Annotated in this window: 17 protein-coding genes; 3 read left to right on the top strand and 14 right to left on the bottom strand. The window is 44.8% G+C overall.

Features of this window, described 5'->3' with window-relative positions; genetic code table 11:
* Positions 1-151 precede the first annotated feature (151 nt).
* From RLN88_RS03305 to RLN88_RS03290, 4 genes are all read right to left on the bottom strand, one after another.
* Positions 152-778, bottom strand: a complete 627-nt coding sequence (locus tag RLN88_RS03305; RefSeq protein ID WP_350219952.1) for a Crp/Fnr family transcriptional regulator — start codon at positions 776-778, stop codon at positions 152-154.
* 175 nt (positions 779-953) lie between these two features.
* A complete protein-coding gene (locus RLN88_RS03300) occupies positions 954-1784 on the bottom strand; it encodes a hypothetical protein (RefSeq protein WP_350219951.1) in 831 nt (276 codons plus the stop codon).
* A gap of 395 nt (positions 1785-2179) precedes the next feature.
* On the bottom strand, positions 2180-2545 hold the full coding sequence (locus RLN88_RS03295; protein ID WP_350219950.1) for a hypothetical protein: 366 nt from the start codon (positions 2543-2545) through the stop codon (positions 2180-2182).
* Between the two features lie 72 nt (positions 2546-2617).
* Positions 2618-4357, bottom strand: coding sequence for an ABC transporter ATP-binding protein (locus RLN88_RS03290; RefSeq protein ID WP_350219949.1), 1740 nt, complete (start codon positions 4355-4357; stop codon positions 2618-2620).
* A gap of 240 nt (positions 4358-4597) precedes the next feature.
* Here RLN88_RS03290 and RLN88_RS03285 point away from each other — a divergent pair, with 240 nt between their 5' ends.
* Positions 4598-5365, top strand: coding sequence for a hypothetical protein (locus RLN88_RS03285; RefSeq protein WP_350219948.1), 768 nt, complete (start codon positions 4598-4600; stop codon positions 5363-5365).
* Between the two features lie 47 nt (positions 5366-5412).
* On the opposite strand, the gene RLN88_RS03280 is transcribed toward RLN88_RS03285, so the two are convergent.
* From RLN88_RS03280 to RLN88_RS03255, 6 genes are all read right to left on the bottom strand, one after another.
* A complete protein-coding gene (locus RLN88_RS03280) occupies positions 5413-5745 on the bottom strand; it encodes a cupin domain-containing protein (RefSeq protein WP_350219947.1) in 333 nt (110 codons plus the stop codon).
* A gap of 25 nt (positions 5746-5770) precedes the next feature.
* Positions 5771-6361 (bottom strand): 3'-5' exonuclease, encoded by a 591-nt coding sequence (locus RLN88_RS03275; RefSeq protein ID WP_350219946.1) that lies wholly within the window; start codon positions 6359-6361, stop codon positions 5771-5773.
* On the bottom strand, positions 6354-7844 hold the full coding sequence (nhaC, locus tag RLN88_RS03270; protein WP_350219945.1) for a Na+/H+ antiporter NhaC: 1491 nt from the start codon (positions 7842-7844) through the stop codon (positions 6354-6356). Before nhaC ends, RLN88_RS03275 begins: the two co-directional genes overlap by 8 nt.
* Before the next feature lie 90 nt (positions 7845-7934).
* Entirely contained in the window at positions 7935-8501 is a 567-nt protein-coding gene (locus tag RLN88_RS03265) for a YkgJ family cysteine cluster protein (protein ID WP_350219944.1), read from the bottom strand.
* 95 nt (positions 8502-8596) lie between these two features.
* Positions 8597-9910 (bottom strand): ABC1 kinase family protein, encoded by a 1314-nt coding sequence (locus tag RLN88_RS03260; RefSeq protein WP_350219943.1) that lies wholly within the window; start codon positions 9908-9910, stop codon positions 8597-8599.
* Entirely contained in the window at positions 9911-10567 is a 657-nt protein-coding gene (locus tag RLN88_RS03255; RefSeq protein WP_350219942.1) for a hypothetical protein, read from the bottom strand.
* A 182-nt stretch (positions 10568-10749) separates the two neighbouring features.
* On the opposite strand from RLN88_RS03255, the gene RLN88_RS03250 reads away from it, so the two are divergent.
* Together RLN88_RS03250 and RLN88_RS03245 are read left to right on the top strand one after the other, a co-directional pair.
* A complete protein-coding gene (locus tag RLN88_RS03250) occupies positions 10750-12504 on the top strand; it encodes an ATP-binding protein (protein ID WP_350219941.1) in 1755 nt (584 codons plus the stop codon).
* 4 nt (positions 12505-12508) lie between these two features.
* On the top strand, positions 12509-12991 hold the full coding sequence (locus RLN88_RS03245; protein ID WP_350219940.1) for a hypothetical protein: 483 nt from the start codon (positions 12509-12511) through the stop codon (positions 12989-12991).
* On the opposite strand, the gene RLN88_RS03240 is transcribed toward RLN88_RS03245, so the two are convergent.
* Genes RLN88_RS03240 through RLN88_RS03225 form a run of 4 tightly spaced genes read right to left on the bottom strand, consistent with a single transcriptional unit; the run spans position 12980 to position 16274 of the window.
* The gene (locus tag RLN88_RS03240; RefSeq protein WP_350219939.1) at positions 12980-14095 is read right to left on the bottom strand and encodes an NAD(P)/FAD-dependent oxidoreductase; all 1116 of its coding nucleotides are present in this window, start codon (positions 14093-14095) and stop codon (positions 12980-12982) included. The two genes, RLN88_RS03245 and RLN88_RS03240, sit on opposite strands and share 12 nt — an antisense overlap.
* A 5-nt stretch (positions 14096-14100) precedes the next feature.
* Entirely contained in the window at positions 14101-14430 is a 330-nt protein-coding gene (locus RLN88_RS03235; protein WP_350219938.1) for a hypothetical protein, read from the bottom strand.
* Positions 14420-14626: a hypothetical protein gene (locus RLN88_RS03230; RefSeq protein ID WP_350219937.1), complete on the bottom strand. Its 207-nt coding sequence runs from the start codon at positions 14624-14626 to the stop codon at positions 14420-14422. The genes RLN88_RS03235 and RLN88_RS03230 overlap by 11 nt, the downstream gene beginning before the upstream one ends.
* A 37-nt stretch (positions 14627-14663) precedes the next feature.
* Positions 14664-16274, bottom strand: coding sequence for a VRR-NUC domain-containing protein (locus RLN88_RS03225; RefSeq protein WP_350219936.1), 1611 nt, complete (start codon positions 16272-16274; stop codon positions 14664-14666).
* Between the last annotated feature and the right edge of the window lie 24 nt (positions 16275-16298).

Genomic DNA, 16298 nt, shown 5'->3' with positions numbered 1-16298 from the left:
TATTGATGTTTTAGTTAGCTAAAAAATTCGATGATCAGGACAATGCCGTAAACGATGCAGACGCATAAAATGCATACCCCCACCAGTTTTGCAAGTTTTTCCCTGTTCATGAGATCAAATGTAGAAACCAATTTTTGCCAATGCAGTGACTTTAGTCACCGACCATAATTTCTATGCTATTGGAGTGTTGGAGCACTTTACCTTCACTTTCCAGTTTCTTCATCACTCGTGATACCACCTCTCTGGCTGTTCCAAGCTCACTGGCAATTTGCCGGTGGGAGATTTTGAGGGGGTTCTGCCTGGTCAGGTTAGACTTCTCTACGAGATAATCATAGAGCCTCTTGTCCATCTTGTCAAAGATTACATGGCTGATGGTATTGAGCAGTTCACTGTACCTCAGGTTGTATTGCTGATAGAAAAGGGTGTTGATGCTTGGGAACTGATGGATCCAGGAGGAAACTTCATCTACGGGGAGTAAGAGCACCCGGGAGTCTTCTTCGGTGGTCGCAAAGATTCTACTTGGGTCATTCTTAAGGCTGGAGGCAAATGACATGATGCAGCTTTCACTGGGCTTGATGTAGTAGAGGAGGAGTTCCTTATCACTAAACCGGGAAAAAACACGGATCAGTCCATCCAAAACAATGGGGATGACTTTGACATACTGGCCTTCACGCAGGATCTCCGTGTCCTTTGGGATATCCTTGATAGCAGAGGATTCCTCAATCTTTTTGATCAGATCAGGGCTTAGGAAGGAGAGTGACTTTCGTATTTCATCCATGGGTCTAAGATAAAAGAATGAGGATTATAGTAGAAAGTCATTCTGGCCCTTGCCTACATGAGACAGGCAAGGGCCAGAACCTTTGATTCTTCAACTCTTAAATAAAATTGACAGTTAAACTAACATGTAAAAAATACCATTTTGAATGTGCTTCTAGATGATACGGGTCATAGTCTCAATTTTTTTCGAACGTCAGCAGGTCTGTCTCGCCGCTTCCCCCACTTATATCGGTGAGCTCAATCTCAGAAGCTGATTGGGAGATGAAATCCCAGTCATCATTCAGATCTTCAAAATCATTAGTCAGGTTAAAATGAATATTGAAGTCCAAATCATCCTGACTATCATCATTACTATTGCTATCTGTGATACTCCAGGTGCCTTCATAATCATTCGTTCCATTGGTTGCACGTAGCACACCCGAACTCATGAATGTGAAGTTGTAGTTTGCAAAATGTATGGTTTCGTCTGTGTCAGAGTCTACAAATTTCTTGATACGCCATGTGCCGCTCTGCACGTTGGCTTGTATTGTTGATTGAATCTGTGAGGTACAATTTGTTGAGGGATTACCGATCTCAAAAGTAAGCAAGTCCGTACCTCCATTACCACCGCTTACATCCGTCAATTCTATTGAGGTTTCGTTGTAATTAACAATATCCCAATCATCGTTTAGATCTTCAAATGCATTGGTCACGCTGAAATGGAGGTTGAAGTCAAGGTCACTTTCACTGTTATCGTCGCTCGCATCATTAGAGATGCTCCATGTTCCATTGTAGGTTTCGTCATCATTGGTAGCAGTGACGGTTCCGTCCGATTTGAATTCAAAGGCATAGCAGTTGAAATGGCTAGTTTCATCATTCCCAGAATCGATGAAACTGGTAATCACAAAGGTCTTGTCATGAAGCACTTCCTCAATCTGTTCCTGAAGTGTATTGGAATTGCTGTCGTCTTTGGCGCAGGAAGTAATCAATAACAAACCGACTAGTCCTGATACTACTGATGTTTTCATAAATGATAGATTTAAAAGCACAACAATAGACAGTTCATGATTATAAACTTGTGACTTATGTCACAGCGGTCCAGTAGTTTTATCATTTGAGTTGTTTATGTACTTGTAAAGGGCGTTTGCCAAGGATTAGGTTTAGTAATATTGTTTAAGATCGTTGGGGCTAAAAGCTCAATGGAAAAATTCCTAATGCTAGGGTTTGTGTCTTCACAAACATTCGTGAGGACACGAACCGAGGCTTTGGAGCTAGATGCCGTCCGACAAATGTATTACCAGCGCGTGTTAGGTGGTGTTTTTTCCTCCTCCTCAGCGAAATCATCTTCTCCGAAAAGATTCAAAAAATATTGGATTAGTCCAATCTCCATTTTGGTAATGTTAAGGTACCATCCGGCAAAGGCTCATATTACGGTTGCAAAAAGCATTAATGCCCAAATCCCGTCAGCTAACCCTTGATCAAACTCGTTGTATTGAAGTATGTTGTAAATAGCGATAAAGTAAAAATCTATGGTTATTGCTCCAGTTAACAAGTCTCCAGCATGACGTCCTAGCTTTCTGAATTGTGGTCGATATATTGAGTAAGCCAACCCTCCAACAGTTCCCGCAATGAGTGTTACCACAAATGCAACTAAGAGTTCAGTAGTGAATTCAGAACCTGATAGAAGTTTTTTAGAGGCGTTACTTATAAAAACGACTCCAAATGCAAGGGAAGAAGTTATAGGTGGAAAAATCCACCTGACAATAAATCTAAATCGTTTTTCTGTCATTGAGCTTTATACCACCTAACATTAGTGTTATGCACATATTGTGTTCCCACTCCCCAAATATACCCCAATGATCTATATCCTACTCTGATAGGTATACAGCTCAAAGTATCTTCCTTCCTTCGCAATCAGCTCATCGTGGGTGCCTCGCTCCACGATCTTTCCTTCCTCAATCACTAGGATCTGATCTGCCTGACGGATGGTACTCAACCGGTGGGCAATTACGAACGTGGTACGGTCTTTCATGAGCATGTTCAAGCTTTTCTGAATGTACATCTCACTTTCCGTATCCAGATTGGAGGTCGCCTCATCCAGGATAATGACTTTAGGATTGGCCAGGAGAGCTCTGGCAATGGAAATCCGTTGACGCTGACCGCCTGATAATTTCACGCCTCGCTCACCAATGACCGTCTCCAGCCCATCTTCAAACCGATCCGTAAACTCGTTGACATAAGCCCCTTTAACTGCTGCTTGTATTTCGTCTTCAGTAGCATTTGGTCGAGGGAAGATGATGTTTTCCCTGATCGTCCCCTCAAAGAGAAAATCATCCTGAAGCACGACACCCAAATGTTTGCGATAGCTCTCCAGATTAACTTTGGAAAGGTCCTGTCCATCGATTGTGATCAGCCCGGATTGTGGGGTGAGGAAGGTTGCCGCCAGACTTGCCGTGGTAGACTTGCCGGAACCAGAGCTTCCTACCAGCGCAGTAACCGAGCCCGGGGGAGCCTTGAAGTTGATATCATGAAGGACGTCCTTGTTTTCTTCATAGGCAAACGATACATCCTTAAATTCTATGTCCCCATAGATTGAATCCAATATGATCGGACGCTTGTCCGGCAGGTTCTCCGGATCCATTTTCATGATCTCTTCAGTGCGGTCCAGCCCGGCAAAGGCCTCTGTAAGCTGGCTGCCAATGTTGCTCATCTGCACGATCGGGGCAATCATAAATCCGAGATAAAGAGTGAAAGCCAGGAAGTCCCCAATGGTCATGTCACCATTGATGATGTAGTATCCACCGATACCCATGATCCCAACGCTGGCCAATCCAAGCAGGAACGTAGCGGAGCTGGTCACAAATGCAGTCGCGGTAAGACTGGATTTGATGTTATTGTAAAGCTTCAAAACACCCTGCTCGAAAATGGTATTTTCCTGCTCCTCGGCATTGAAGCCTTTGATCACACGAACACCGTTTAGGGTTTCGGTCAGTCGGCCGGTTACTTCTGCATTGATTTGTCCACGGGTACGGAAGATCGGTCTGATCTTAGCAAATGCTTTCATGGCAATGAAAGCAAAAATGGAAACTGGCACCAGCACAAAGAGCGTCATAGAGGCGCTGATATTGATAAGAAGTACCAATGAGATAATAGCAGTGATCGTTCCGCCCACAAGCTGTACTAAACCTGTTCCTACCAGGTTTCGCACACCTTCCACATCGGTCATGATTCTAGATACCAGCTCTCCGGATTTGGTATTGTCAAAGTAGCTGATGGGGAGAGAGAGGACTTTTTTCTGGACTTTGGTTCGGAGCTGTGAGATCAGGTGCTGTGCTTCCACACTTAGGATCCTTGTGAGTAAAAACGAGGTGATAGCCTGGATCGTGATAGCAATAACCACAACGATCAGCAGCGTTTTCAGCATTTCCAGATCAGAATTTTTGATCACATCATCCACCAGGTATTTGGTGGCTCCAGGCAGCACCAGGCTAGCCAGTCGGCTAAAGATGATCAGGACGAATCCAACCAACAAGGTTTTCTTTCTTGGCCAGATAATATGCTTAACTGCCCAGGCGAAGGTGACATTTTTATTTTTACTCATGAAGCTTGAATAACACGATCTTGGTTGGTTTTGGTTCTTAGCACGATTTTATTTTGATGATATCTTATCTCGTTCTTAAATATCAATGCATAAGGGATATTTTTCCGGGTTTCCTCTTCGAGCATTTTGTGTATTTCATCGACTTTCAGAAAGGAATGCCGGAACAGGTCATGTCTTGACGGGTTGAATCATTAATTTTGGACTATTAACATAATTACTTTAATTATTAGAAGAATCGATATGATGAATCACCTTAAAAAGATCACATTGCTGATCACTGTTTTTTCCTTATTTTTTATTGTTTCATGTGGGAGTGATGATGAAGCCTCCGTTGACCTTAGCGAGGTAGAGTTTGCTTTTGATGCATCCAATCCGCCCATTGATCAGACGGTTATCAATAATCTGAATAATTCGGGCGATCCAAATGCGCTTCAGATAAGCTCCAACCTTACTTCCGCCAATGCCATGACGACCTGGATTTCACTTTTCAACCAAACCTCCGGAGCAGAGGAATCAAATGTGCCGATTGGTACATGTGGGGGTAATGCTGTGGTCTACACCTATAGTTATGGAAGTGGTGACCAATCATTTACCGTGGCTTATCAGATATGTGAGGAAAGTAACAAATACATCTTCCAGATATTTTTCTCTCAGAATGGTTCTACTCCGGCACTATTCATCTATGCTGAGCAATCCAAAACGGCCAATGAAGGCTTCATGGAGATTTACGGGTCAGCAATTGGAGTATCTGAGGTAGAGACTGTTCCTGTCATTACTTATACCTGGGAAGAAAACACTGATGGCTCATTCCTGTTTACTGTGTCTGATTCTGACGGTGGATTTATGATTTCCATTGTAGTGAATGATGATAACTCCGGTGAGCTATCCTATACCATCGATGGCAACCTTTACTATGAAGCCACCTGGAATGCAGATGGAACTGCCGGTACCTATGCCTATTATGATGATGAAGGAAATGAAACAGAGTCAGGAAACTGGCCAAGCTAATTGAAGCAGAAATCAATTGTAAAAGCGACTCATTCGGGTCGCTTTTTTTATGAATTTGCGTTTAAATAATCTTCCCTGACCGGGGCAAAAACATCCAGCAGTTTGCAGTCTGTAATAGCTACTCCTGAGTGAAGCGTATTGGAAGGGATCACCGCCACATCGCCGTGTTTCAATCTCCTGGTTTCACCATTGACGGTTAGCTCATATTCGCCCTCAAGAACATTTGCCACCTGCTCGTGCTCGTGGGAGTGCTCCGGTAGCGGACTTCCCGCTTTTACATCCCAGTAAGCCAGCGTCATGCGCTCGGCATGCACAAACCGAACGGTATAGCCCGGGAGCAACTCCTTGGGATTTATTTGATCAAGTTTTCTGAATACCATGTTTTACTTGTTAGATTGAAAAAGTTTAAACGTATCCTCGTGACTTCAGTTTGTCGTAAATAGCCACGCATATCCACGCATCGGTCGCAGCATATTTTTTTTGTGCAGCAGTAAGTGATTCAGCCTCCCAGTTGGATACCTGCTGGTTTTTGGATATCCGTGATTCCAGCACAATTGCAGCCAGCTTTTTCACACCCATATGTTTGACTCCCAGCTCCCGCACCAGATCGTTCAGGTCGGTAAAGTTTTTTGGTTTGAACCTGCGGGCCTTATTCAGGTCTTTCAGGTCGTCATCAATGCTGATGCCCAGCTTCAGGATGGAGTGGTCGGCCATCAGGTCAAACAAGGATGAAGGGTACCCCATGAGGTTTAGCCGGAAGAGGAAAGCCTCATCCATGGTGGAAAGCTGAACCATGGCGGTGTGGTTGTATTCACCCCTTACAAAGGTGGGCTTCTTTTCCGTATCAAAGCCCAGGGTATCAAACCCCCTGAGTTTTTTCACCGCCCGATCACATTCTTTCTCTGTATTGAGCGTGTGAATTTTTCCTTTGAAAGCTAAAAGGGGCAGAGACTGTATGTCTTCTTTGGTGATATGTTCAGCAAACCGACTATTCACCTTTGCTTACCAGCTTTTTGATTTTGTACCCGGTATATCCCACCAGCATGGTCATGAGCGGGCTGAGGATATTGAAGAAACAATAAGGCAGATAGGTCAATGTCCCAACTCCCAAAACCGTGGAATGATAAGCTCCACAGGTGTTCCATGGGATCAATACCGAAGTGACGGTTCCTGAATCTTCCAGCGTTCGACTGAGGTTTTCGGGCGCCAGTCCTTTTTCGCGATAAGTGTCGGCATACATTCTCCCCGGAACTACAATGGCCAGGTATTGGTCAGAGGCTGTCAGGTTAAAAAACACACATGTTCCTACCGTACTTGAAATGAGCGACCCAATGGAATTGACTTTTGAAATGATAGCCGAGGCGATGCGCTTTAGCATCCCGGCACCTTCCATCACTCCTCCAAAAATCATAGCTGAAAGAATGAGCCAGATGGTTCCCAGCATGCCGTTCATTCCGGAGCTGCTCAAAAGTCCCTCATCGTCCAGCACGGCATTTCCTGTAGTGAAAGAGATGTCACCAAACATGGCCTGCATCGTGCCAATGAAACCATTGGTTAGTGCAGGGGAAATGCCAGCAAATGTTTCGTAAAGTTTTCCGTCGAAGCTGGCGGTAGCTGCTACCTCCGCAACCAGGTCTGGCTGGAAGATGAGCGCAAATACTGCCCCCAGCAAGGTGCCAATCAGCAGTGCAGGAAGAGCCGGCATCTTCTTCACGATTAAGACTACCACCACTACCGGAACAATGAAAAGCCAGCCGGAAATATTGAATGTGCCGTCGATGGCTGCCAGGATCGCCTGCTTGCCTTCAATTATGCCATCCGAGGAGTTGGTGAGGCCAATTACCAGAAAAATACCCAGCGCCAATAGAATGGAGGGAACTGTGGTGATGGTCATGTAACGGATGTGTGTGAAAAGATCTGTGCCAGCCATGGCAGGCGCCAGGTTGGTCGTATCAGATAGCGGAGACATTTTATCTCCAAAGTAGGCACCCGATAAAATAGCTCCGGCGACCAGGCCTTCTGAAATCCCCAGTGCCTGACCAATTCCAATAAGCGCAATGCCCACCGTAGCTGAGGTAGTCCATGAGCTTCCCGTAGCTACGGAAACAATGGAGCAGACAATGCATGCGGCAACAAGGAAAATGGTAGGGTTAAGGATTTGTAGACCGTAATAAATCATGGCAGGTACTACCCCGCTAAGCATCCATGTTCCAGCTAGTGAACCGATCAGTAGCAGAATAAGAATGGAGGCCATAGCCGAACTAATACTCTTGACAACCCCATCTTGGATTTCTTGCCATTTAAATCCGATCCTGATCGCCACGATGGATGCTACGGCTGCAGACAGGATCAGCACGATCTGGTTGGACCCGCCGAGCGCCTCGCTTCCAAAAATTCCTACATTGATGACCAGCAGCAGGATGAGAAATAAAATGGGGATAAGGGATTCAAATAGGGTGGGTTCTCGTCTGTTCGTCATATTACGTTGTTCTCCGACTCTCGAAAATAGGTCTTTTCAAAATATTGGAACAACTTACTTCCTGATTATTCCCGATCTCATCCCATTTTTCTACCCGACTTTCCGCGGGTTCCGATAGCTGTAATAGGCAAGTACCGTCTTGATTGCTTCAGCGATTGCCCTGTTGATGGGCATCATATCCCTGCCCAAATCCGGATCAATCATTCGGAGCTGATGATAGTAGTTGCTGAGGATAGGAACATACCTTCGCTGATCGATCATGGCGTTTGCCCTTGCCACTGAAGCCGGATATTCTTCTTTGATAGTTTTGCAGGTCACTAGCTGAGGAACTTTGTTTTTACCAAGCATGGCCGAAAACCCAAATAACCGGCAAATCAGCCCTCTGTATTGATAGGATGAACAAAAGCCCCCATCCTGATTACCAAGCATAGCATTCAGATTGTGACAAATCTTGCGATCGTCTTTCCTAAATTTCTCCAGCCATTCATGAGCCTGATTCGTCTTGAAAAGGTGGTAGGCAAAAGGCAAAAACTCGAGTGGAGATGCTGAAATGTCCGGCTTGAGGCAGCACATTCCGCATCCTGTTTTGCATTTCATCTCAGTGGCTTGCTGAAAGGTGGCCACATCCTTTTCCACGAGGCGAAAAAGCTTTTCCACCCCCTGGACTTTGCGATACAAAGTCATTTAAAAGCGGTGCAAAAGTAGCGTGGCTTGAGCATATTTTGATAGAAATTTTTTACTCCGACGGAGGCCTAAGCCACCGACAAAAAGTCGACCGACGCAGTATTTACCTGCGCCTTTAGTGCATGCAAAATATTGTACAACCCAAAGAAAGTTCTGTTGAAATAAATGAAATGCCGTGAACCTCTTGCCTGCAACTTGTTCATCTCAGGGTCTTTGGAAATTTCCTCACCTTTCAGGTAAATCTCTCTGAAGTACGCTTCATCAGCAAAATCGAAGGAGCCCTGATTGAATGGACGGGACAGCAGCCGAATGAGCCCGGTAAACATTTCGGTTACTGTGGCCACATCTTTCTGCGAGTCATTTGGCCTGATGATTTCCAGCTGTCGGAAAAGTCGATCTACCTTATCCGGATTTTCCAGTACCTCATGGCTGGCCAGCTCAAAGTAGGCTTCATAAAAATCTTCCGGGATGTGCTTGATGCATCCGAAATCAATCACGCCGAGGTTGTCCTGATCATCGATGATGAAATTCCCCGGATGTGGATCGGCGTGCATCATCCGCAGGCTGTGCATTTGAAACATGTAGAAATCCCATAGAGTCTGTCCCAGTTTGTCCCTGCTTACCTGGGATTGCTCCCGTTTCATCCAAGCACCTATCGGCTCACCATCCATCCAGCTCATAGTCAGGATCTGCCGTGCGGAGAGCTCGGGATAATACGTGGGGAAAAATACACCTTCCAGTTTTTCACATTTTTGGGCAAAATCCAGCGATTGCTTTAGCTCCAATTCATAGTCAGCTTCTTCCAGTAGTTTGTCTTCCACCTCTTTCATGTAAGGCTCCACGTCTTTGCCTTTCACGTTCATCAGTTTGAGTGCAAAGGGCTTGGCAAGCCTTAGGTCGCTTTTGATGCTATCCGCTACTCCGGGATACTGAACCTTTACCGCAAGCTGCTGTCCATTGAGTTCGGCTTTATGAACCTGGCCCATAGATGCGGCATTGCTCGCACTCTTTCCAAAAGCATCAAAAATCTCGTTCGGAGCTTTGCCAAGGTTTTCAATAAACGTCTTTTTCACCAGCGGATAGGATAGAGGTGGGGCGCTGTACTGGGCCATTGCAAACTTATCAGAATAAGCTTTCGGCAGCACATTTTGATCCATGCTGAGCAATTGGGCCATTTTCAGTGCACTTCCTTTTAGCTCGCTCAGCGAATCATAAATATCGCGTGCATTGTCGCTATCCAGCTCTTCTTTATCCAGCTTGCCTTTGATGGCAGCTTTGCTGTAGGCTTTCACATAGTTGGCACCAACTTTTGCCCCGGTGGTCACAAACTTGCTGGCACGCTTTACTTTCCCAATCGGGATTCGATCCAATTCTTTTGCCATCTATGCTGTCGCTTTAGCGAATCCCATTCGTTGTAGAAAAAACTTACTTAGGTCTATGATGGAGTCCAGCGCCGGTAGCTCTCCGATATCAAAAGCGGTGCGGGTGGATTTCTCAATAAAAATATCTGTGTCTTTTGCATCACCTGAGTCGTCTTTCACCCAGAACATGATCATGGCTATGCTGTGGGACCAGAGCATTCGCCGGTATGCAGACTGGGTGGTTTTATGTGCCTTTTCAGGCAGGAAGTCGAAAGTCTTGGCCCAGTCTATTTCAGAATTCACAATAATCGATTGTGTCTGGCGTAGCTCCGAGGGTAGCTCATGTGGTTTCTTACCCTCCAGTTTGTGCAAAATGTAGGAGCGGTCTGATTTCATGATCTCCAACATGGTATACATGAAAGAGAGGTGCTTCTCCCTTCCGCTCATCTCCTCAAAGTCCGCATCGTTTTGCACTACTTTCAAGGTTTTGAGATAGTAATCTTCCCAAATGGATTTTTCTACATTTTTGAGAGACCCAAAATGTTTGTAGAAGTCTTCATCTGCAATTTTCTGATGCTTAGTAAAGATTCTAACGGTCTCAGGTTTCTTACCCTCTTCAAGAAGATAATTCTGATATCCTTTTTGGATGGACGATTTTGAAACGGTCTTTTTTGCCATGATTTAAGTATTAATCATTAGCATAACCGAAAGCATGTATAGATGGTTTTGTGATTTTAGGGTTATTTTTAAGTAGGATAGGTTCGATACAGTGCCTACCAATTTTTCATTCCAGACAAATTCGCCATATTTAACTCATGCACCGCCACCTTTTAGTTTTCTTGCTGACATTCTGCATTCAGATGGCATCTTTTAGTATTAGCCCGCAGGTTCCACAATCGGCAGAGACCCTAGATCTTTATTGGTACACATCTAAGCCTTTCATCTATGAAGATGATAGCGGGATTCTTACTGGTGTGGAGTATGAGATGCTTTTGGCTTTTGCAGAATTTATGAAGGCTGAAAAGGGAATGGATATAGTGCCAAACTGGATCAAAGCCAAGCGCTTCTCTCACATATTGGAAGTGATGAAGGAGGACAAAATCCCTAATGCAGTTGGTGTATCTGCGCTCTCCATTACGGATGAGAGATTGGTATATGCAGATTTTACTACTTCATATTTTCCGGATATTACAGTGATGGTCTCGAGCAACGGCACTTCCATTGTCCGATCTTTTGAAGAGATGGATCAAATGCTGAACAAACTAAATGCTGTCACCATCAGGGACACGAAGTATGAGTCTTTGCTTAGGAAGTTGAAGGGTCAGTTTAGTGCTTCATTTGAGATTGAATTCATCGAGAGTGATAAGAACATCCTGGAAGCAATCAGGAATGAACCAGACAAGTTTGGGTTTATTGATCTGCCTATTTATCTCATGCTTATCAAAAGCGGAGGTGAGGTGACGCGGCAGAATTTTTTCACATCACAGGGTCGTGGCTATGCATTCATACTCCCAAAGGAAAGTAAATGGAAAGCGTATTTGGACGAATTCCTAACATCTCAAAAGTACAGGGCAACAATTTCAAAAATTATTTCCACCTACCTTGGAGACGAACTATACACGTTTATTGATGAAATCTATAAAGGAGAGGAGCTAGGCACATCGATCCTCACGAAGGAGAAGGAAATGCAGCTTGCGTTGATAAAAAATGCCAATTTGAAGCTGGAGGAGGAGCAAGCTACCAGACGGATATTGATGTGGGGAATCTTTATCGTCTCCATATTCTTATTTGTGATAGCGTATCTCTTTTATAAAAATCAAAAAACCACGACGGTAATCGTAGGGCAGAAAGACCAGATTGAAGAACAGCAGGAAGACATCAGGCTGAAGAATGAGCAGTTGATGAACCGAAATGCTCAACTGGTGGCTCTTAATGAGGAAAAAAATAATCTGGTGCGCATCCTGGCCCATGATATTCGGTCACCACTTAGCCAGATCATCATGGTGGCGGAGATTGTAAATCAAAACATGAGCAAGAAGCTGTCTGAGGTGGAGGCCAAGATGCTGGACCAGGTCACGGCCAGTGCTGAGCGGATCAATAAGATGGTAACTAAGATTTTGGATGTGGATGGGCTGGAAGGAAACCGGGTAAAGGTGCTGAATGAACGGGTGGACATTCGGGTGGTGATGAAGGATGTAGTGCAGCGGTACCGGCCAATTGCTGCTAAGAAGAACATTGAGCTTGCTGTGGGATTTTGTGAAAATCATAACATCATCCGTACGGATCACCTGTTGTTATTGCTTGTTTTGGAAAACCTGGTTTCTAACGCTGTGAAATTCTCCGAAGCGAATACCTCCGTGGAGTTGAGAGCGGATTGCAATTATGATAGTGTGATCTTCAAGGTATCGGATGAAGGACCAGGATTTTCGGAGGAGGATAAGAAAAAGATATTCAACCGGTTTCAAAAGCTGAGTGCCAGGCCAACGGGTGGCGAGGTTTCCACCGGGCTGGGGCTATCCATCGTGAAAAAATACGTTCAGGATCTCGGAGGTAAAGTGTGGGTAGAATCTGAGCTAGGGAAGGGGAGTACCTTTTTTGTAAAGCTTACAGTTTAAGTAGATGTTGAAAGAGTTTTTAAATCTTCTTAATTCTAGAGATAGTTCGCTGATAGACATCACATTTTCGAGATTGTCTCTAAATAAAGCAAAAGCTTCAATTGAATGGATTCATTGCATTTATCCTAATGGAAAAGCAACACTTTCTCAGGGCGTTAAACCTAGTTATACAATACCAGATAATCTACTTGAAAAGGATTTTGACTATCTGATGATTGAAGTAGAAAATATTGAAGAGCCAATAAAGAAGCTTCAATTCTTCCTTTCACCAGAGGAGAATGATTATTTTCTTGAAATTACTTTCTCCCCAGATGACCTTGGCAATGAATCAAATTTATTAGAAAACCTATCAATCTGGTTTGAGAAATTAGAGGATTTCATAAATCCATTGGAATACTATGTAAGGTGGGAAAATGCCTCCTGGAATTATGGTGATGAAGGGCTAGGTTCTGGGGTTTTATTTAAAAAGGATAATTTAAGAGTTTAAAATCAACTCGGCCACTTCTTCCCCCACTAGACTGCCGATTGCCACACCCATGCCACCCAATCGCACACCGGCTACCACTCTATCTGATATACGCTTTACGATTGGCTGCTTGCTTGTGCCAAAAGCCATGATGCCGGACCATTCCATTTCTACTTCGTATTTCTGATCTGGCAGGATGATGGTATTCAAATCCTCAAGGAGTTTTTCTTTAATCTGTTGATTGACGCCAAACTCCGTGGTAGTCTCGTCTTCCATTGCAAGATTTCGTCCCCCTCCGAACAGCAGCTTGCCATAGTAGTCCCGGAAGTAATAGTAGCCTTCCTCGTAATGAAAGGTTCCCTCGAATTTCAAATCCTTCTCTGGAATAACACTCATCACAATGCCTCGACCGGGAGAAATATCCAAATCCTCTTTTATAAGTTTTCTGGTAAATGCGTTTGTGCACACAGCTAACTTTTTGGCCTCAAAGCTCAGTTCTTTGCATTGGGCAATCACCTTGCTTTCTTCCTCAATGATATTCTCAACTGCACAGCCGGTATATACCTGCACGCCTAGCTCGGCGCAATATTTCCAAAGGGATGAAATCAGCTTCCCGGTATCCAGCTGGCCCTCCAGTGGGTTTTCAATGAGGTGATGGGTTTGTCCAAATCCGAATTGCGGGATTTTATCATTGCTTAGTGAAAAGACATTTTGCTGAAAGAATGGGTTTAGCAGAGCGTTCACCCGCTCGATGTTTTCAATGACCGACGATTTCTCCTCAAAGATCAGCTCATAGCCGCTTTTGACCTGGATATCGATCATGCTTCTGCCCAGTCGCTGACAGGTTTTTTGCAGGCCATCCCAGCGTTTTTCCACCAGCCCCACCATTCCGTCTTCACCGATGGTGCTAATGTCGCTGAGCAGCTCCGATACACTGCCAAAGCAAGCAAACCCTGCATTTTTGGTGCTTGCTCCGGAAGGAAGTACGCCACGCTCCAATACGGTTACCTGCAGATCGGGTGATTGCTCTTTCAAGGTAGCAGCAGCGGAGAGTCCGGTGATGCCTGCACCAATAATTAGTACATCAGAAGTAAGGAAGGACTGTTTTTCCCAAAGACTAAACAAAGCACTTATTTTTTTATATTCTCAAGAAGAGCGCGAAGCTCAGATTTTGTAATTGTTTCCTGAATGGATTTATCAAAGATGCTGAGAAGAAACAATTTATTGCCATCAAAATAGAAATGAGTAATGATCCTTGCACCAGCCGATTTACCTTTTCCTTTAGATGTGATTGCCATTCTGATTTTAAAGCAATCATTGCCAAGAGGCGTACCCTGGGATGGGTTGCTCTTTAGTTGGTCGACTAGCCTGCTGAAATCAACTTTGAGCGATTTATACTTTTTTGAAAGCTTCTTGATTTCTCTTTTGAAATGAGGGGTAGCAATGATTTCAAAGCTCATCTAGCAATTCTTGGATTGGAATCCCTTTTAATTTCCCAGCTTTGATTTGATTCAATTCTTCCACAGACTGCTGAATGCCCCCCAGCATCTCAACTTTACCAGAATCAAGGGGCCTGGCTTTCACAAACTTCAAATTCTCAAGCAGTTCCATTACGAAATCAACCTTGTTGTCCTGAATTTCCAATAATACCTTCATTGTCTGTTTATTTAACAATTTAAAGTTACGATTTTGTTTAGATATAGTTGACCCGCAGCACATCCACATTGATTTTGACGGAAGCGAGAAAATCCAGCCAGAAGAGCTGCTGGGCCGATAGATGATCGTTGGGGGATTTCACTTCATAAAAGTGGTATTCCTTCCTCTTCCAAATAAAGAGATCGGGAAACCCTGCACTATTTTCCTTCATGTTTTTAGACATCTCCAGTAGCACCAGTTTCAATCCTTTCAGCGGCACCCGATCGATCATCACTTCCAGCGATGGGAGGAGCGATTCATGCCAGTAGACGAATCGGTTGGCAATGCCCTGCTTGCTAGCATGTAGGCTTGCAACATGTTTGAGTAACTGTTTCCGGGATTTAAGTTTATCCAGCTGTATTTTCAGGCTTTCCTGTCTGGACTCAAAAAAAACCGCGTCGTTGAGGTCGGACGGTTGGCGCTGCAGGGGGTGATGAAAGGAGCCGAGACTTTCATCGAAAATCACATGCCAGAACACCAAACCAAACAAGCCCCTCCAGAGGTAATTCTCCGCGTGCAGTCCCTGCCAGCCTTTGTCTTCATAATACTCTAAAACGGCCTTTTCAACATTAATGGTGGGCCGAGGGATTTCTATAGCAGGTGCTGATTTCAGGCGCTCGGTCATGCTCCGGTTTATGCGGATTCCTTTTCGATTCAGGAAATCCGTGGCGAAGGTCAGTTCTGATGCATTGGACGGATGCTCTGACATCTCCCGGGCGATAGTTACCGCTTCTTCTTTCTTGTCCATCTTGTCCAGCAGCCGCACTTTCCGCTCCCGGGCCGGTGGCCTATCGGTGAAGGAGTAGTAGTGCAGCGCCAATTCCGGCTGCTGCATTTGCTCGAAGTAGTAAGCTATTTTGAGCAAAAGCTTTTCGGCGGATTTAGCAGACCTGGGATAGGAGAGCCAGGTGTTCCAGGGCATCTCTTCCAGGTAGTCTTCCAGCGGCAGTCCGGCTTCCTGGATTTCGTATATCATACGTCTGAGCTGCGAAATGTGCATCATAGAGAGCGCCTCTTCCCGTGAGCCAAACCAGGGCTTAAACTTCGACTCGTCCAGCTTTTCAATTTTCACATTGCCCACATCGCGAACGACAAAATCGGTCATCTGTCCGCCCCTGTGCCCGAAGAATAGCAGCTTGATGAAGTCCACTTCATCATTTTTCAGCACCTCGGCAATCTCCTCTTGTTCGTGGATGAGTCGAATATCCGCATCGGTGAGCTCGGTCAGGATTTCTTCCTTTTTCTGAGCGGGACTAAGAAACCCGAAAATGGATATTAGCTCCGATTTGGTGAACAGCCTGAACTGGCCGGGATCAGGGTTTTCATTGATCCGGATAAATCCCTGATACAATAATTCCTCTTTCGCTTGGTGCAGGTCGGGGATTTCAGCATAGGAAATCTTACTGATCCGGAAGAAATCCCCCCGTCGGTTGGAGAACCTCAGGTAGAGGCATTGGGCCTGCTCGGACAAATCCCGGAAGCTCTGATAAAACAGGTGCTCGGGCTGGTCCAGGATGTGATCATATTGCCTTTCCACAAACTCCAGAACGTAATTGAAGTAGTCCAAATAGTACTTTTCAGGTAATATGATAGGATCATTCTTGGACATTTGCTGTTATGCCATTTTTTTTGG

This window comes from Ekhidna sp., from assembly GCF_040223195.1.
Lineage (GTDB): Bacteria > Bacteroidota > Bacteroidia > Cytophagales > Cyclobacteriaceae > Ekhidna.
Note: the sequence above shows the minus strand (reverse complement) of the source record. Positions and strands in the feature narration are given on the sequence as shown.

Bases quoted from the DNA above. Each gene is read 5' to 3' on its own strand.
- RLN88_RS03280 (WP_350219947.1), bottom strand. From the start codon at position 5,745: ATGGTATTCAGAAAACTTGATCAAATAAATCCCAAGGAGTTGCTCCCG.
- RLN88_RS03295 (WP_350219950.1), bottom strand. From the start codon at position 2,545: ATGACAGAAAAACGATTTAGATTTATTGTCAGGTGGATTTTTCCACCT.
- RLN88_RS03305 (WP_350219952.1), bottom strand. From the start codon at position 778: ATGGATGAAATACGAAAGTCACTCTCCTTCCTAAGCCCTGATCTGATC.
- RLN88_RS03290 (WP_350219949.1), bottom strand. From the start codon at position 4,357: ATGAGTAAAAATAAAAATGTCACCTTCGCCTGGGCAGTTAAGCATATT.
- RLN88_RS03300 (WP_350219951.1), bottom strand. From the start codon at position 1,784: ATGAAAACATCAGTAGTATCAGGACTAGTCGGTTTGTTATTGATTACT.
- RLN88_RS03250 (WP_350219941.1), top strand. From the start codon at position 10,750: ATGGCATCTTTTAGTATTAGCCCGCAGGTTCCACAATCGGCAGAGACC.
- RLN88_RS03285 (WP_350219948.1), top strand. From the start codon at position 4,598: ATGATGAATCACCTTAAAAAGATCACATTGCTGATCACTGTTTTTTCC.
- RLN88_RS03260 (WP_350219943.1), bottom strand. From the start codon at position 9,910: ATGGCAAAAGAATTGGATCGAATCCCGATTGGGAAAGTAAAGCGTGCC.
- RLN88_RS03245 (WP_350219940.1), top strand. From the start codon at position 12,509: ATGTTGAAAGAGTTTTTAAATCTTCTTAATTCTAGAGATAGTTCGCTG.
- RLN88_RS03235 (WP_350219938.1), bottom strand. From the start codon at position 14,430: ATGAGCTTTGAAATCATTGCTACCCCTCATTTCAAAAGAGAAATCAAG.
- nhaC (WP_350219945.1), bottom strand. From the start codon at position 7,844: ATGACGAACAGACGAGAACCCACCCTATTTGAATCCCTTATCCCCATT.
- RLN88_RS03230 (WP_350219937.1), bottom strand. From the start codon at position 14,626: ATGAAGGTATTATTGGAAATTCAGGACAACAAGGTTGATTTCGTAATG.
- RLN88_RS03225 (WP_350219936.1), bottom strand. From the start codon at position 16,274: ATGTCCAAGAATGATCCTATCATATTACCTGAAAAGTACTATTTGGAC.
- RLN88_RS03255 (WP_350219942.1), bottom strand. From the start codon at position 10,567: ATGGCAAAAAAGACCGTTTCAAAATCGTCCATCCAAAAAGGATATCAG.